Origin of the sequence: Xylophilus sp. GW821-FHT01B05, from assembly GCA_038961845.1 — a bacterium.
In the GTDB taxonomy this organism is placed as follows: Bacteria; Pseudomonadota; Gammaproteobacteria; order Burkholderiales; family Burkholderiaceae_C; genus Xylophilus.
In genome coordinates, this window is record CP152408.1 from 2,978,918 (window position 1) to 2,994,517 (window position 15,600).

General features: G+C 62.5%; 13 protein-coding genes and 1 pseudogene. 8 read left to right on the forward strand and 6 right to left on the reverse strand.

The window, feature by feature from the left end:
• Window positions 1-319: 319 nt before the first annotated feature.
• Together AAFF27_13845 and AAFF27_13850 are read right to left on the reverse strand one after the other, a co-directional pair.
• Complete coding sequence (locus tag AAFF27_13845) at window positions 320-730, reverse strand: helix-turn-helix domain-containing protein (GenBank protein XAH21114.1); 411 nt, start codon at window positions 728-730, stop codon at window positions 320-322.
• A gap of 281 nt (window positions 731-1,011) precedes the next feature.
• A pseudogene (locus tag AAFF27_13850) lies at window positions 1,012-1,171 on the reverse strand (IS5/IS1182 family transposase).
• Window positions 1,172-1,468: 297 nt separating this feature from the next.
• On the opposite strand from AAFF27_13850, the gene AAFF27_13855 reads away from it, so the two are divergent.
• A complete protein-coding gene (locus AAFF27_13855; protein ID XAH21115.1) occupies window positions 1,469-1,819 on the forward strand; it encodes a hypothetical protein in 351 nt (116 codons plus the stop codon).
• Window positions 1,820-1,959: 140 nt separating this feature from the next.
• Here AAFF27_13855 and AAFF27_13860 read toward each other — a convergent pair whose 3' ends face one another.
• Together AAFF27_13860 and AAFF27_13865 are read right to left on the reverse strand one after the other, a co-directional pair.
• Entirely contained in the window at window positions 1,960-2,433 is a 474-nt protein-coding gene (locus AAFF27_13860) for a MarR family winged helix-turn-helix transcriptional regulator (protein ID XAH21116.1), read from the reverse strand.
• A 48-nt stretch (window positions 2,434-2,481) separates the two neighbouring features.
• Window positions 2,482-3,072: a TetR/AcrR family transcriptional regulator gene (locus tag AAFF27_13865; GenBank protein XAH21117.1), complete on the reverse strand. Its 591-nt coding sequence runs from the start codon at window positions 3,070-3,072 to the stop codon at window positions 2,482-2,484.
• Between the two features lie 305 nt (window positions 3,073-3,377).
• Here AAFF27_13865 and AAFF27_13870 point away from each other — a divergent pair, with 305 nt between their 5' ends.
• The 4 genes from AAFF27_13870 to AAFF27_13885 all read left to right on the forward strand — a co-directional run bounded on the left by AAFF27_13870 (window position 3,378) and on the right by AAFF27_13885 (window position 9,705).
• Window positions 3,378-4,562, forward strand: a complete 1,185-nt coding sequence (locus tag AAFF27_13870) for an acetyl-CoA C-acyltransferase (protein XAH21118.1) — start codon at window positions 3,378-3,380, stop codon at window positions 4,560-4,562.
• A 16-nt stretch (window positions 4,563-4,578) separates the two neighbouring features.
• On the forward strand, window positions 4,579-6,357 hold the full coding sequence (locus AAFF27_13875; GenBank protein ID XAH21119.1) for an acyl-CoA dehydrogenase C-terminal domain-containing protein: 1,779 nt from the start codon (window positions 4,579-4,581) through the stop codon (window positions 6,355-6,357).
• A 10-nt stretch (window positions 6,358-6,367) separates the two neighbouring features.
• Entirely contained in the window at window positions 6,368-7,888 is a 1,521-nt protein-coding gene (locus tag AAFF27_13880; protein XAH21120.1) for an AMP-binding protein, read from the forward strand.
• Between the two features lie 191 nt (window positions 7,889-8,079).
• The gene (locus AAFF27_13885) at window positions 8,080-9,705 is read left to right on the forward strand and encodes a 3-(methylthio)propionyl-CoA ligase (protein ID XAH21121.1); all 1,626 of its coding nucleotides are present in this window, start codon (window positions 8,080-8,082) and stop codon (window positions 9,703-9,705) included.
• Window positions 9,706-10,301: 596 nt separating this feature from the next.
• On the opposite strand, the gene AAFF27_13890 is transcribed toward AAFF27_13885, so the two are convergent.
• Together AAFF27_13890 and AAFF27_13895 are read right to left on the reverse strand one after the other, a co-directional pair.
• Window positions 10,302-11,288 carry a nitronate monooxygenase family protein gene (locus AAFF27_13890; protein XAH21122.1) on the reverse strand — a complete coding sequence of 329 codons (987 nt, stop codon included), beginning with the start codon at window positions 11,286-11,288 and terminating at the stop codon, window positions 10,302-10,304.
• 7 nt (window positions 11,289-11,295) lie between these two features.
• Window positions 11,296-12,036, reverse strand: a complete 741-nt coding sequence (locus AAFF27_13895; protein ID XAH21123.1) for an SDR family oxidoreductase — start codon at window positions 12,034-12,036, stop codon at window positions 11,296-11,298.
• A 159-nt stretch (window positions 12,037-12,195) separates the two neighbouring features.
• Between AAFF27_13895 and AAFF27_13900 the strand changes: the two genes are divergently transcribed.
• The 3 genes from AAFF27_13900 to AAFF27_13910 all read left to right on the forward strand — a co-directional run bounded on the left by AAFF27_13900 (window position 12,196) and on the right by AAFF27_13910 (window position 15,504).
• Window positions 12,196-12,786 carry a 2-hydroxychromene-2-carboxylate isomerase gene (locus AAFF27_13900; GenBank protein ID XAH21124.1) on the forward strand — a complete coding sequence of 197 codons (591 nt, stop codon included), beginning with the start codon at window positions 12,196-12,198 and terminating at the stop codon, window positions 12,784-12,786.
• 15 nt (window positions 12,787-12,801) lie between these two features.
• Window positions 12,802-14,493 (forward strand): AMP-binding protein, encoded by a 1,692-nt coding sequence (locus AAFF27_13905; protein XAH21125.1) that lies wholly within the window; start codon window positions 12,802-12,804, stop codon window positions 14,491-14,493.
• A gap of 441 nt (window positions 14,494-14,934) precedes the next feature.
• On the forward strand, window positions 14,935-15,504 hold the full coding sequence (locus tag AAFF27_13910) for a TetR/AcrR family transcriptional regulator (protein ID XAH21126.1): 570 nt from the start codon (window positions 14,935-14,937) through the stop codon (window positions 15,502-15,504).
• Window positions 15,505-15,600 lie beyond the last annotated feature (96 nt).

Below are 15,600 nucleotides of genomic sequence, written 5' to 3' on the forward strand. Positions count from 1 at the left end.
GTCGCCCTAGTAGGTTTTAGGAAACCTACTGCCAGGGAAAAGTCCTCGGCGCATGGGCTGTCGAGCCGTTGATCGTGGCCTCGCGCGTAAGAGCAGCAGCGGCACTCTGCGCCCCTAGTCGAACGAGCCTGAGCAATCAAAGTGCAGATCTGGTCGAAGTAGGCATCGAGGTTGACTGCCCGCGTACGAAAGGCGCCAGCCCGCCTACCGCCCCGGACGAAAAGTTTCCATCTGCGTACCAGGTGACGCCGCTCCATAGGCATCCGTCGTTTGGCCCTCAGACATCGGACTACCAATGCACGATCGGCCGACGGCACGTTTATGCAATCGAGTGGATCAGCCTTCCCTGCGGACTTGTCGCTTCGCTTGCAGCGGCATCGAACGTCTGCCGGGCAGCATCGACCTCCGGCAGCTTCACGAGCGTCCATTCGTGCAGCGCACGAAAAGGTTGTTGCAATGTGCGGCCCAGCGGCGTGATTTGATACTGCACCGCGACCGGCGAAAGCGAGATAACCTCTCTCGATACCAGGCCGTTGCGCTCGAGCCGTCGCAGGCATTGGGTGAGCGCTTTTTGGGTGACGCCTTGCAGGCGACGACGAATCGCGTTGAAGCGTTGCGGACCGTCATCGAGCACTGCCAGCACCATCATCGACCACTTATCAGCGATCTGGTCGAACAAGGCCCGGCTTGGGCAGTCGGACGAGAAGCAGAGCGGTTCGATTTCAAGCATGGCGTTTTCCTTCTTAAGTACCTAGGCAGCCCCAGGGCGCCTGATTGACGTCAAGTTTACTAGATATACCTAGAATGTCCATCAGACACTACCGAATGCCTATTCATCCCTCTCTCAATACAAGCCGCTTGTTTCGTCCCTTCGCCATCCGGTCATTTGAGTTGACAACCCGAATCGCGATAGCGCCGATGACGCGTCTGTTCGTTCCTGAGGGTATTTCGGGCTCTGCCCGATGTCGAACCGGTGAGCGGAGCGCGATGTTGGGATAATCCGTGTCGCGCGCTGCAAGCGTTGCGCCCCAGTTTCATACGGGCCGCGCCAATCTGATTTTTAAGCCTGCTCCAGCACGCTGATACCGTGCTCGTCAGGTTTTTTCCACTTGGCAAAGTAGGCATATACCGTCTGCCACTTGGGCCACTCACTGGGCAGGCATCTCCACTGGCCGCTGCGCCGCGAAAGCCGTGCAGGGGGGCGAGCCGTTTTGCACTGGCAGGCTGGGGGGTGCCGTCAAACACCGCAGTTGCCAGCCCGGCAGGCTCACTCGCGCCCGGCCAGGCACGCGGCTAACGGCGCCAGCCGCTCGGCGCTGCCCCGCACTGCAGCTGGCTCTGTGCGCTTGACCTTGGCGTACAGCGCGGCCATAGGCGCTCGGCCATCTTGCGCGCTACTGCGTGCAGCGAGGGTCGCAGTCCCAGCGTGGCCAGTGTCATCAGTTTGGGTCCTGGCCCTCCGATCATCATGCGCGTCAGCCAGTGGAAGCAGCAGGATCTCACCGTGCATCTCGCTCTCACCTGCAAGGAAATGACGAATTGGCTGCGGCCGCTCGTGGAAGCTGGCGTGGACGTGCTGCATTGCTCGCGGCGGCGTTTCTGGGAGCCGGAATTTCCGGAGCTCGGCGGCAAAAGCGGCCTGAACTGCGCGGGCTGGGTCAAGAAGCTGACCAGCGCGACCCCAATCAGCGTGGGCTCTGCCGGCCTGGACAGCAACGTCCTGAACGCCTTTGCCGGCAAGGGATCGAAAGCGGCGAGCGTCCAGCGATTGGTCGAGCGCATGGAACGCAGCGAGTTCGACCTGATTGCGCTCGTCTAAGGCAACGGCGACGCTGATCACAGAGCGCTAGTCGGCCGCTTTCAAATAGTGGCCGAAACCTTCTTCAGTGGTCAAATCAAGCGCACCCTCGCCATCCCCTTCTCCCCACGTCGCAAACCCGGAACATGGCTTGATGTCATTCATTCCACTGCTGAAATGCGCACCAAGCACTCCCCGATGAGCGCATGCAATGCGCTGGCATTTCGGCTCCCAATCAACTGGTGCACTTTGGCTTGAGCCACGCTCCAGTGAGGCATGCCCTCGGCACACTTGCCGCGGCCTGCGGCGGTGATACGCACGCTCCGAGTGCGCCCGTCAGTACCCGGTCCAAGACCCACCCAACCTAGCGAGATGAGGGGCTTGAGAGTGCGTGTCAGCGTTGATGGAGAGAGCGACATCGTCTCCGCCAGATCGCAGGGGCGCACCGGGCCATGTGCCAGGATTTCCGTCAACAGCCGGTACTGCGTGATTCTGAGACCAACCTTGCTGAGCTCCGCGTCATAGTGCTGCCTGATCAGGCGAGCGAACTGGTGCGCCTTTGTGTCGGTACAGGCTGACCGCTGAAGGCCCGCAGCAGCCACCGCGCTTACCTGCGGTGCAGAAAGCGTTTGCATCAGCGCATTTGCAGGAGTGGCGCGCCGAGACAACATCGGCGTCGGCTGTCAGGATGCTTTGGACGGCTTTGCGGGGGTCTCGTCCAATGCGTGCGTCTGGTCAATGAAGCGGCGGCTGGAGGCCAGGATCTCCTTGCGGGTGCGCTCGGACTCGACGGCACGGGACAGGACCAGCGCGCCGACACACTGAGCCAGCAGCGCCCAGGCCGCGTCCGGATCGCCGATGCGCGAGCTCCAACTCTTCTGCAGGCGCTTCAGCCCCTCCTCGACGGCCGCACGCACTTCGGGTCCTCCCCGAGCGATCTCGGGTCCGAGGGCCGGCAGGACGCACCCGGTTTCGGGGTGCAGCGCATGGTACGAACTCAGGTAGCTGCGCAGGCGCTTGGCGACATGGTCGGGCGGCGAATCGCGGTCCCCGGCCAACATGTCGGTGCTATTCGAGATCTCGTGCTCGAGGAGCTCGGCGAACAGTGCCTCCTTGGAAGGGAAATGGCCGTAAAAGGCCCCCCCGCTCAGGCCAATGCTCGCCATCAGTTCATCGACTCCGGTAGTACCGAAGCCGCCCTTCTTGGTGATGGCACGGGCATTCGCGAGCAGTTTCTTGCGGGTTTCCTCTTTGTGGTTTGCCGGATAGCGCATGAATGGCCTCTACAGAACGTGGAGGCACGCATCATAGCATTCCGATCGTTTGGTAAACGATCTCACTTTTATCAGTCCATCGACGCCTGGGTGAGGGTTTCTCCCTGCTGCAAACCCTCTCCAGCGTGTTGACGTTGCCGTCATTGCAAATCTATAGTTCACCAACGTTTACCAAACGATCGTTATTCAAAATCAAGCGGATCATCCGATGACTCAACTGACCCAGTTGATCGTGCAAGGTAAACCGCAGGGTTGTGGCGAGCCGCTACGCCAACCTTTTTAACGAACCCCCTGGAGTCTGAACCATGAGAGAAGCCGTCGTCGTTTCCACCGCACGCACGGGCATCGGCCGCGCGTTTCGCGGCGCGTTGAACAACATCAAGTCGCCCACGCTGATGGGCCATGCGATCCAGCACGCCGTGCAGCGGGCGGGCGTCGATCCCGGCGAGGTGGAGGATGTGGTCATCGGCAGCGCGATGGCCGCCGGCACCGCGGGCATGAACATCGGACGCCTTGCGGCGCTCGCGGCGGGACTGCCGCAGTCGGTGCCGGGCCAGACCATGGACCGGCAATGCGCCTCGGGACTGATGGCCATCGCGACGGCGGCCAAGCAGATCATCGTCGACGGCATGGACGTGACCGTGGGCGGGGGCCAGGAGAACATCTCCGCCGTGCAAAACCCGTTCGTCAAGTGGGTGGGTGAAGAGGCCGACCCCCTGCTCGTCGCACGGGTGCAGCACGCCTACATCCCGATGCTCCACACGGCCGAGATCGTCGCAAAGAAGTACGGCATTTCGCGCGAGGCGCAGGACACCTATTCCGCAGAAGCGCAGCGCCGCACCGCGCTGGCGCAGGAGCGCCATCTGTTCGATGACGAGATCGTGCCGATCACGGCGCGCATGGCTGTTGCCGACAAGCAGACGGGTGCGATCAGCTACCGCGACGTCACGCTGGACCGCGATGAAGGCAACCGCCCCGACACCACGCTCGAAGGCCTTGCTAGTCTCAAGCCGGTGATCGAAGGCGGCGTCATCACCGCGGGCAATTCAAGCCAGCTGTCGGATGGCGCATCGGCCTGCGTGCTGGTGGAGCGCGCGGTCGCCGAGCGCCGCGGGCTCAAGGCGCTGGGCACGTACCGCGGCATCGCGGTGGCCGGGCTCGCACCGGAAGAAATGGGCATCGGCCCGGTCCTGGCAGTGCCCAAGCTGCTGAAGACCCACGGGCTCAAGGTGAGCGACATCGGCCTCTGGGAACTGAACGAGGCCTTTGCTTGCCAGGTGCTGTACTCGCGCGACCGCCTCGGCATCGATCCGGAGAAGCTGAACGTCAACGGTGGCGGCATCACGATCGGCCACCCCTACGGCATGACCGGCTCGCGGCTGGTGGGACATGCGCTGATCGAAGGCAAGCGGCGCGGCGCGCGCTTCGTCGTCGTGACGATGTGCATCGGCGGCGGCATGGGTGCCGCGGGCCTGTTTGAAGTAGCTTGAGACAAGGAGCATCACGGTGACCTATCAGGCCCCCATGCGGGACATTCAATTCGTATTGCACGAGCTGCTCCAGGTACCGGCCATGCTGGAGGCCTGCGGCCAGCCGGAGCCCGACGCCGAAACCATCGACCAGGTGCTCACCGCCGCCGGCCAGTTCGCATCCGAGGTGATTGCGCCGCTCAACGCGGCCGGCGACGAGCACGGGTGCAGCATGCCCTCGCCCGGCATGGTGCAGACCCCGCCCGGCTTCAAGAAGGCGTACGACGAGTTCACCAAGAACGGCTGGGCCGGCCTGGCGTGCAGCCCCGAGTTCGGCGGCCAAGGCTTTCCTTCCGTCGTGGCCAACGCGGTCTACGAAGTCTTCGGCGGTGCCAACATGGCGTGGTCGTCTTACCCCGGTATGTCGCATGCCACGTACGTCAACGTGGCAGCCAACGGATCGGAAGAACAAAAAGCGCTCTACCTCCCGAAGATCGCTTCGGGCGAGTGGGCCGGCACCATGTGCCTGACCGAGCCCAATGCCGGCACCGACCTGGGCCTGATGCGCACGCGCGCCGTGGCGCAGGCCGACGGCAGCTACAGCATTACCGGCAGCAAGATCTTCATCTCGGGCGGCGAGCAGGACCTGACCGGGAACATCATGCACTTGGTGCTCGCGCGCATGGCCGACGCGCCGCCCGGCGTCAAGGGCATCTCGCTTTTCATCGTTCCCAAGTTCCTGCCCGATGCGAACGGCGCCGCCGGCGCGCGCAATGCGGTGGTCTGCGGCTCCATCGAGCACAAGCTGGGCATCCACGGCAACTCGACCTGCACCATCAATTTCGACGGTGCGACCGGCTGGCTGCTGGGCGCGCCCAACAAGGGGCTGGCGGGCATGTTCGTGCAGATGAACCACATGCGTGTGCTGGTCGGCATGATCGCGATCGGCCTGATGGAAGCGGCCTACCAAAAGGCCCTGGACTACGCGAAGGAACGCCTGCAGGGCCGCGCCAGCGGGGCCAGATTGTCCGGCGAAGCGGCGGACCCGATCATCGAGCACGCCGACGTGCGCCGCATGCTGCTCACGCAGAAGGCGAACATCGAAGGCGCGCGTGCATTGGCGCTTTGGACCGCGCAACTAAGCGATCTGCAGCGTCTTCATCCCGACCCGGCCAAGCGCAACGAGACGGCCGAACTGCTGGGCCTTTTGACCCCGCTCGTGAAAGCAATGTCCAGCGACCTTGCGGTGGAATGCACACTGCTCGCCATGCAGGTGTTCGGCGGGCACGGCTACATCCGCGAAAATGGCGTGGAGCAGCACCTGCGCGACGTACGCATCGTGGGCTTGTATGAGGGCACGAACGGCGTGCAGGCCATGGACCTGCTCGGTCGCAAGGTGTTGGTCGACCAGGGGCGGCAGATGGGCACCTTCCTGGACATGGCCGGCACGTTCGCCGAAACCTGCAGCCCGCGCGAGGCGATGCGTGAGTTCGCGGAGCCGCTCGCCGCGCTAGTCGCCGACATCAGGCAGCTCACCGGCGAGCTGGTGGCCACGTCGGCGCACGACCCGCATGCCGCAGGCGCCGCGGCCGCGCCCTACCTGCGGCTGGTCGGGCACCTGGCCCTCGCCTGGACCTGGGCGCGGATGGCCGAGGTGGCGTTCAGGAATGCGGAATCGACCGACCCAATTTATGCATCGAAGATTGCCACGGCCCGCTTCTACTTCCAGCGACTGCTGCCGCAGGCGTCGGGCCTTTGCGGCGAGATCAGGGCTGGTTCGTCGGCATTGATGGAGCCGACCGTCGAGCTGTTCTGACAGGGGCGGCATGTACCACCTGAGCCGCTTCGCAGCCGCCACGCCCGGCAAGGTGGCGGTGCACTTTCTCGAATCCAGCGAGGCGTTCAGCTTTTCGCAGCTCGAGCGCGAAGCGAACCGCGCGGCCAACGCCTTGCTGCGGCTCGGCCTGGAGCGCAACGACTGCATCGTCCTGTGCATCGAGAACTCGCCCGACCTGCTCTTTCTCGCGCTCGGCGCGCAGCGCATCGGGCTGTACTACGTGCTCGCTTCGACGCGGCTGTCGGCCGCGGACTTCGAGTACATCGTCAAGGACTCTGGTGCATCGGTCGCCGTCGTGTCGTCGGCCTGCATGAACGCCGAGGCGGCTTCGTCGCTGGACCTCGGTGGTGCACGGCGCATCGGCATCGGCTTTGCGGATCCGACCCTCGAATCCTGGGAAACGCGTTTTCTGGCGGCGCCGAACGGACTGCCGCCCGTGCTCGCACCAGGACGCGAGATGTTGTATTCGTCGGGCACGACCGGCCGTCCCAAGGGTGTGCGCAAGCCGCCCTTCGAGGGCGCCTTCGATGCAGTCGACAACCGCAACACCGCGGTGGCGCGATCGTTCGCACTCGACGCCTCCTCGGTCTACCTGTCGACGTCGCCGCTGTATCACAGTGCGCCCAACCGGTTCCTCTCGGCGGCCATCCATGCAGGCGCGACCAGCATCGTGATGGCGAAGTTCGATGCCGAGCGCGCGCTCGCCGCCATCGCACAGTTCGGATGCACCCATTCGCTCTGGGTGCCGACCATGTTCCACCGCCTGCTGCGCCTCGAAGCGGAGGTACGCACCCGCTACAGCACCGCCCCCATGGCCCATGCCGTGCACGGCGCGGCGCCCTGCCCGGTCCACGTCAAGCAGGCGATGATCGACTGGTGGGGTCCGGTCCTGCATGAGTATTACTCGGGCACCGAAGGCATCGGCGCCACGGCCATTACCTCGCGCGAATGGCTCAATCACAAGGGCTCGGTCGGGCGCGCAACCGACGGCATCCTCCACATCCTGGATGACGCCGGCCGCGAACTGTCGCCGGGCGAAACCGGGAACGTCTACTTCGAGAGCGATGCGCAATTCGAGTACTGGAACGACCCCGCCAAGACCCACGCGGCGACGAGTCCGCAGGGCTGGCGCTCCTTCGGCGACATCGGCCATCTCGATCGCGAAGGCTACCTCTACCTGACGGACCGCAAGGACTTCGTCATCATCTCGGGCGGCGTCAACATCTACCCGCAAGAGATCGAGGAGGTGCTGCTGCAGGATCCCCGTGTTGCCGATGTCGCGGTCTTCGGGGTGCCGAACGACGAGTACGGCGAAGAGGTCAAGGCAGTCATCCAGCCGGCGCATCCGGACTTCGCGGCCCCGGCGATCGCCGATGCGCTGAAGGCCCGCTGCCTCGAATTACTGGGGCCGATCAAGGTGCCGAGGAGCATCGATTTCGAGTTCGATTTTCCTCGCCATGCGACCGGCAAGTTGTACAAAAAACTGTTGCGCGATCGTTATTTGACCTGAGGTCCATTGTGAACTCAGAGATCGACATTTGATTTTCCGAGCGAATCAGCGTTGCCGGTTTTCAAGGAGCACTGAGGACAACGCCAACCGCCGTGCCTGGCGATGAAGAGTATTTTCGAACAAGTTCTATCGCGTCGAAAAGAAGGCTCTTCATGAACGGTCGGCAATTCAGAACAATTTAGGAGACAACCATGCTGGGACTGATGCAAACGCATCCACTGCTGATCTCGTCGCTCATTTTGTCCGCCGAACGGCATCACGGCGACAGCGAGATCGTCTCTCGCCGAGTAGAAGGCGATATTCACAAGTGCACTTGGCGCGACGTGGCACGGCGTTCCAGGCAACTGGCACAGGCACTTGACTCAATGGACCTGAAGTTTTCGGATCGCGTTGCAACTCTGGCGTGGAACGGCTATCGCCACCTGGAACTGTACATCGGTGTATCGGGATCGGGCCGCGTACTGCACACGATCAATCCGCGCCTACCGCCAAATCAGGTTGCATGGATTGCCAATCATGCGGAGGATCAGGTGCTGTGCTTCGATCTGACTTTCTTGCCGCTCATACAAGCTGTTCATGCCGATTGCAAGACCATCAGGAAGTACGTCGCGTTGTGCGATGCCGATCGGCTTCCAAGCGATACCGGCATCCCAAACCTCATCAGCTATGAGGATTGGATCAATGAGCATTCGAACGAGTATCAGTGGCCGACGTTCGACGAGAACACGGCATCCAGCATGTGCTACACGAGCGGAACGACCGGCAACCCCAAAGGCGTGCTCTACAGTCACCGGTCCACGCTTTTGCACGCGTTCGCGATACCACTGCCCGACGGCATGAATCTGTCTGCGAGTGGCGCCGTCCTACCCGTAGTCCCGATGTTTCATGTCAACGCCTGGGGAATTCCATACTCGGCGATGCTCACCGGGTGCAAGCTCGTATTTCCCGGTCCAGCCATGGATGGAAAATCGATCTACGAACTCATCGAAAGTGAAGGCGTTACTTGCGCGGCTGGAGTGCCTACCGTCTGGCAAATGCTCCTCGCACACGTGCAATCGGAGGACCTGAGCTTCTCAACTCTGCGCAAGCTCATGGTCGGTGGCGCGGCGGTGAATTCCGGCATGATCAAGGGCTTCGAAGAACGAGGCGCGGAAGTCATGCAGGTCTGGGGCATGACAGAAACCAGCCCCCTGGGAACAGCCTATGCACCCAAGTCTAAGCATTCGAAACTTACTCTCGAAGAGCAGCGCACCCTGCGCTTGAAACAAGGCCGGGTAGGATTTGGTATCGACATGCGCATCGTCGGGCCGGCCGGCGAGGAAGTTCCTTGGGACGGTCGGACGTTCGGCGACCTTCAGGTCAAGGGCTACTGGGTCCTGCGCGAATATTTCAAGGGTGAGGGTAGCAGTCCGCTAGATGGCGACTGGTTTCGCACTGGAGACGTCGCAACAATCGATCCAGATGGCTTCATGCAAATTACCGACCGAACCAAGGACATCATCAAGTCTGGTGGCGAATGGATCAGTTCCATCGCGGTGGAGAACATCGCCATGTCTCACCCCGACGTCCAAATGGTTGCCTGCGTCGGAGTGCCCCACCCAAAATGGGACGAGCGCCCAATCATCGTTGTGGTGAGACGGCCCCGATCGGACGTCACGCGCGAGGAGTTGCTGCAGTTGTACAAAGGCACGACTGAGAAATGGCAGGTTCCGGATGACGTGGTGTTCGTCGACACAATCCCACTGGGAGCAACTGGGAAGATCCTCAAGACAAAGCTGCGAGAGATGCTGAAGGACTATGTTCTGCCGACTGCCTGATGCGTCGGAAGTGGTGAAGGCCCTGCGCCACCCCGCAGTAGGGCCTTCAATCTCACTCGCCGCTACTGTTCGGGGGCCTTCATGAAATCGCTCTTGTGCTTTCGCACGAAGTCCTCCACCGAAGCAAGTGCTCGACCAAATACGCAGAGGCGCCCATGGACCGAATCCGCTCCACCCACGGTTCCAGTGGAATGTCTATGTAGGTGATCGGACGCCCCAGGACTCTGGCGTAGTCTTCGGCGATCTCGCGAAGGCTCCTTGAAGGCGGGCCAGTAAGTGCGTAGACCTTTCCAATGTGGGATTCCGGGTTCGACAAGACCTCGGTCACGCACCGCGCCACGTCACCGGCCGCGATCGGCGATGTCTTACCGTTCTTCGAACGGCAGCATCAGTGCGTTCTGGGTGGTGATCGTCGGAATGGCAAACCGCCAGAAACACGCGTCCGTGAAGGCGGTTGGGCGCATCGTTGACCTGCAGCACCGATTACAAAGATCGGATGGGAGTATCTCATTCGAATGCACCGAAGTTGCCAAAGTCGCTAGGCAAATGCGGCAGGCCGGCGCCCTTGGCAATGGGAGCCGGCCGATGTCCGCATACTAAGCCGCAACGGGGCGAAGGAATCTGGTGAGCCGCTCTGTGATCAATCGCTCCGCTTCACCCATGATGCGATCGATCAGCTCCTGCACCGTCGGAATATCGCGGATCAGGCCGACCACCATGCCGCAGCTCCAGGCGCCCGCATCCATTTCGCCTTCGAGCATCACGCGCGGGTAGACCCCGGCCACTTGATCGATGATGTCTTCGAACTTGAGGTCGGCGCCCTTTTCCTTCTCGATCCTGATCAACTGCTCCACAGATGAATTGGTCAGCACGCGTTCGGTGTTGCGCAGGCCGCGCATTACGAGCCGCGTATCGAGCTCGGTGGCCGCCACGATGGCGTCCTTCACGTTCTGGTGGATCGGCGCTTCCTGCGTGGCCACGAAGCGCGTGCCCATGTTCATGCCCTCCGCGCCCAGCGCCAGCGCCGCCACCAGGCTGCGCGCATCGGCCATGCCACCGGAGGCGACGAACGGGATCTTCAGCTCCTCGGCCGCGCGCGGCAGCAGGATCATGTTCGGCAGGTCGTCCTCGCCCGGGTGGCCGCCGCACTCGAAACCGTCCACGCTCACGGCGTCGCAGCCGATCGCTTCGGCCTTGAGCGCGTGTCGCACGGAGGTGCACTTGTGGATGACCTTGATGCCGGCCTTCTTGAGCGCGGGCATGTAGGCCTCGGGACTGCGCCCCGCGGTCTCGACGATGCGAACGCCGCCCTCCGCAATCGCAGCGATGTACTCGGGGTATGGCGGCGAAGACAGGGTCGGCAGGAACGTGAGGTTCACGCCGAAGGGTTGGTCCGTCATCTCGCGGCAGCGGGCGATTTCCTTGGCCAGCAGTTCGGGCGTCCTCTGCGTCAGCCCGGTGATGAGCCCGAGCCCGCCGGCATTGGATACGGCGGCGGCCAGCTCCGCGAAGCCGACGTAGTGCATGCCGCCCTGAATGATCGGGTGGCGGATGCCGAAGAGTTCAGTGATGCGTGTTTTCATGTGTCTTTCACCAGGTTTCCATGTAGGGGCGGAGGTCCATCTCGAAGGTCCAGGCGTCTCGAGGCTGGGTGTGCAGGTACCAGTAGTTTTCCGCGATGTGCTCGGGGTTCAGGATGCCGTCCTGCTCCTTGAGCGCATAGCGCTCGGGGAAGTTGCTGCGGATGAACTCCGTGTCGATGGCGCCGTCGACCACGATGTGCGCCACGTGGATGCCGCGCGGGCCGAGCTCGCGTGCCATGCTCTGGGCCAGTGCGCGCAGGGAATGCTTGGCGCCGGCAAAGGCCGCGAAATTCGCCGCGCCGCGAGTTCCCGCCGTAGCGCCGGTGAAGAGAATCGTGCCACGCCCCCGCGCGACCATCCTGCGCGCGACCTCGCGCGCATTCAGGAATGCGCTGAAAGCGGCCATCTCCCAGATCTTCATGTACTTGCGCCCCGTCTCCTCCAAGATGCTGCTGGGCACGTTGGCGCCGATGTTGAACGCCATCACCTCGATGGGGCCACGCTCCTTCTCGATCTGGTCGATCAGGGCGACCACGTCGTCCTCCTTGCGCGCATCGCTGCCATAGCCGAACGCCTGGCCGCCAGCCTTGCGGATGCGCTCAACGGCAGGCTCGAGTTTGTCGGCCGATCGCCGTGTCAGGCATGCGACATAGCCCTCGCGGGCAAAGCGCGCGCCGATTGCGCTGCCCGTTGCGTCACCCGCGCCAACGACGAGAGCCACACCGCGAGGGTTGGCAGTTTGGTCCATACGGTCTCCTTTAAAAAACGCCCGTTAAGTTATCGCACGTTAGTTGGTGAACCTACGTTTGTCAATCAAGAAAGAAGTCCAGTGAAACCCCGTTGACGCTGGTGCATTAATCACATAGCTTCCATTAATCAAACGTTCGTTTACTTAAAGGAGCTCTGAATGCGCAAGTCAGTTGATTTTTTCTTCGATGTCGGCAGCCCGTCTTCCTACCTGGCGTGGACGCAGCTGCCCGCGCTGTGCGCCAGCCACGGCGCGGACCTCGTATACCGGCCGATGCTGCTCGGCGGCGTCTACCAGGCCACCGGCAACGCCTCTCCGGCCACCATCCCCGTCAAGGGACGCTATACGCAGATGGACTACGAGCGCCATGCGCGCCGCTATGGCGTGCCCTTCCAGGGCAATCCGCACTTCCCGGTCATCACGCTGTTCCTCATGCGTGCTGTCACCGGCATTCAACTGCGGCACCCCGAGCAACTACAGCAATTGCTGGGCTGCGTGTTCAAGGCGCTCTGGATCGATGCGCTCAACCTGAACGATGCGCAACTCACGGCCCGCATCCTGACCGAAGGTGGGTTTGACCCCGCGGAGATCGATCGCCTGACGCAGGATGCCGAAATCAAGGCGGCACTGAAGGCAACCACTCAAGAAGCCGTCGAGCGCGGTGTGTTCGGCGCGCCCACGCTCTTCGTCGGCGACCAGATGTTTTTCGGCCAGGACCGGATGGACTTCGTTCGCGAAGCCCTGTCCTGAGCCGCCGCCAACCGCATGAAGGAAAAACTCATGGAACACCGGCCCTGGCATGCCTCCTACCCCGCAGGACTTCCCCGCGAGATCGTCCTGGACGACAGTGAAACCCTCGTCACCTTGCTCGAACGCGCATTCACGAAACACAGTGCCAGGACGGCCGTCACCTGCGCCGGAGAATCGCTGACCTTCGCGCAAGTCGAGCATGCGTCGGCGCTGCTCGCACGGTCCTTGCAAGCGGCCGGGCTCAAGCGCGGTGACAGGGTCGCCCTTCTGCTACACAACAACCTCGTCTACCCCGTGGCTTTGGCCGCCATCCTGCGCGCGGGCATGGTAGGGGTGACCATGAACCCGCTCTACACGGCACGCGAGCTGGCGTACCAACTGGCCGATTCGGGGGCGTCCGCCCTGGTGACTGCCGAGCCATTCATGGGTGTGGTCACCGAGGTCCTCGGTCAGACACAGCTTCGGTATGTCATGACCGTGCCGATGCAACAGGTGAAGCAAGCATTGTTCGCGACGGGCGGCAATGCAGATGCGCAAGCTGCGAACGATGGGCCTCGCGTCGTCGGTTTGCGCGAGGCGACCGCCGCGCTACCAGACGCCGAATTCACCAGCGAGCACGTGCGCCCCTCCGACCTGGCTTTTCTGCAGTACACCGGCGGCACGACAGGTGTTTCCAAGGGCGCTTGCCTGACACACCGTAACGTGCTTGCCAGCTCGCTGCAGATGCGGTCATGGCTGGGGTTGGCACTTGACATCGACAACTTTCAGATCGTAACGCCGTTGCCGCTGTATCACATCTTTCCGCTCGGAATGGCTTTGACGGCCCTTGCCAGCGGCGCTCACAACCGCTTGGTGGTCAACCCGCGCGACGCCCAGGCGCTTTGCGCCGAACTCGAGCGGGCGCCCTTCGACATGCTGATAGGCGTCAACACGATGTTCAATGCCTTGGTGACGTTGCCCAAGCTGTCCGGCATCGACTTCTCCCGTTGCAACGTGGTCATCGGCGCCGGCGCCTCGATCCAGACAGCCGTTGCAGCCAAGTGGGTTGCGGCCGGCGGCCCACCCATCACCGAGGCCTATGGGCTTACCGAAACGTCGCCCAGCGTTACCTTCAATGCGCCGGGGCGCAACGGCACCATCGGTGCGCCTGTGCCGTCGACCGACGTTCTCATCGTCGACGAGACGGGCGAACCGGTGCCGCTCGGCACGCCTGGTGAGTTGCTGATCAAGGGGCCGCAGGTTTTCGCGGGTTACTGGAACCGCGGAGACGAAACGCGCAGGTCTTTCACGCCGGATGGCTGGTTCCGCACTGGGGACATCGTCACCATGGATGCACAAGGTTTGATGTACATCGTCGACAGGAAGAAGGACATGATCCTGGTCTCTGGCTTCAATGTCTACCCGAACGAAATCGAAGGCGTGGTCGCCATGCACCCGGACGTACTCGAATGCGCATGCGTCGGGGTGCCCGACGAGCGCTCGGCAGAGGCCCCTCATCTCTTCGTCGTCCGCCGTGCACCTGGGCTGAGGGCGGAAGAGTTGGAAGCGCATTGCCGCAAGCTCCTTGCCGCATACAAGGTGCCTCGCCACATCACGTTCCTCGAGTCGCTGCCCAAGTCAGCAGTGGGGAAAATTCTGCGCAAAGAACTGAGGCCAATTTCCAGCGGCGCCACGAACTCGGCACCCAAAGCTGAAGTTGCCGGATGAGTCGCTGAATCGACGTGTCTACGCGGCTTTTTTTGACTGGCGTGGTGGACCGATGTGGCCGCGTTTCCGATAGCTGGAGTCCCCGAAGGACGTCAACTCACTCCGGCCGATCATGATCAGTGCGCCGGTCAAGGTTGATCGCCGAGCGAACGCGAACTTTCGACTCGAAGCAGTCTTTGGCCTTGCCGCAGTGGGCAGCTACAGAACCGACGTTCGCCTGGTCGAGCTAAGGCCCGAGGGGGACTCTCGCGAGCTGAGCGCAACGCAACCGCCTCGCGATGGAGGCAGCGCGGACGCGGCTTGATAGTGACGGAGACCACGGAGCGTAGAGCCGAATGGGCTCCTCCGCACAACGCGCCGACGGACCTTGAGTGGTTATGCCTTGACCTGCGGTCCTGGCTGGAGTACATTCATGAGCAAGTGCTCAGACATTAATACCTCATGGCCCGCCCCCTCAGCGAAGAAAAACGCGAAGCGATCCTGGCCGCCGCCGCCGAACTCGTCTCGAGCTTGGGCACCGGCGCACCCACGGCGAAGATTGCCGCTGCAGCCGGTGTCGCCGAGGGCACGCTGTTCACCTACTTCGCGACCAAGGACGATCTGCTGAACGAGCTCCTGGTTGATATCGAGACCGAGCTGGCGCAGGCGCTGCTCGTTTCCTACGGGGCAACCAAGGGCCCTCGCGAGCGCGTTCAGCGCGTGTGGGAGTGTCTGGTCGACTGGGGCAAAGCGAATCCTGTTCAGCGCAAGGCCATGCGGCAGCTCAAGGTGTCGGACCGCATCAGCGCGCAAACAACCCAGCGCTGCAATGCCTTGTTCGGCGAGATCCGCACAGTGATCGAAAGAAGCCTGGCCGGCCATGCTGACCCCAAGCGCGCCCCTTTCTACATTGACCATGTCCTGATGGGCCTCGCGGATATCGCGATCGAGGCGACGGCTGCGAATCCGAAGAACCACAAGCAGTACAAGGAAGCGGGCTTCGACCTGTTCTGGCGGGGGATCAAGGCCTGAGGCTTTCTCTTTTTTACCACTCAAATGAGCATGTGCTCACGCATTCAGGAGAACATCATGTCATCCGCCGGATTACAGAGGCCGACGTTCGGAGCC

Excerpts from the sequence above, each read along its gene's own strand:
- AAFF27_13845 (XAH21114.1), bottom strand. The coding sequence starts at position 730 with ATGCTTGAAATCGAACCGCTCTGCTTCTCGTCCGACTGCCCAAGCCGG.
- AAFF27_13855 (XAH21115.1), top strand. The coding sequence starts at position 1,469 with ATGCGCGTCAGCCAGTGGAAGCAGCAGGATCTCACCGTGCATCTCGCT.
- AAFF27_13860 (XAH21116.1), bottom strand. The coding sequence starts at position 2,433 with ATGCAAACGCTTTCTGCACCGCAGGTAAGCGCGGTGGCTGCTGCGGGC.
- AAFF27_13865 (XAH21117.1), bottom strand. The coding sequence starts at position 3,072 with ATGCGCTATCCGGCAAACCACAAAGAGGAAACCCGCAAGAAACTGCTC.
- AAFF27_13870 (XAH21118.1), top strand. The coding sequence starts at position 3,378 with ATGAGAGAAGCCGTCGTCGTTTCCACCGCACGCACGGGCATCGGCCGC.
- AAFF27_13880 (XAH21120.1), top strand. The coding sequence starts at position 6,368 with ATGTACCACCTGAGCCGCTTCGCAGCCGCCACGCCCGGCAAGGTGGCG.
- AAFF27_13885 (XAH21121.1), top strand. The coding sequence starts at position 8,080 with ATGCTGGGACTGATGCAAACGCATCCACTGCTGATCTCGTCGCTCATT.
- AAFF27_13890 (XAH21122.1), bottom strand. The coding sequence starts at position 11,288 with ATGAAAACACGCATCACTGAACTCTTCGGCATCCGCCACCCGATCATT.
- AAFF27_13895 (XAH21123.1), bottom strand. The coding sequence starts at position 12,036 with ATGGACCAAACTGCCAACCCTCGCGGTGTGGCTCTCGTCGTTGGCGCG.
- AAFF27_13900 (XAH21124.1), top strand. The coding sequence starts at position 12,196 with ATGCGCAAGTCAGTTGATTTTTTCTTCGATGTCGGCAGCCCGTCTTCC.
- AAFF27_13905 (XAH21125.1), top strand. The coding sequence starts at position 12,802 with ATGAAGGAAAAACTCATGGAACACCGGCCCTGGCATGCCTCCTACCCC.
- AAFF27_13910 (XAH21126.1), top strand. The coding sequence starts at position 14,935 with ATGGCCCGCCCCCTCAGCGAAGAAAAACGCGAAGCGATCCTGGCCGCC.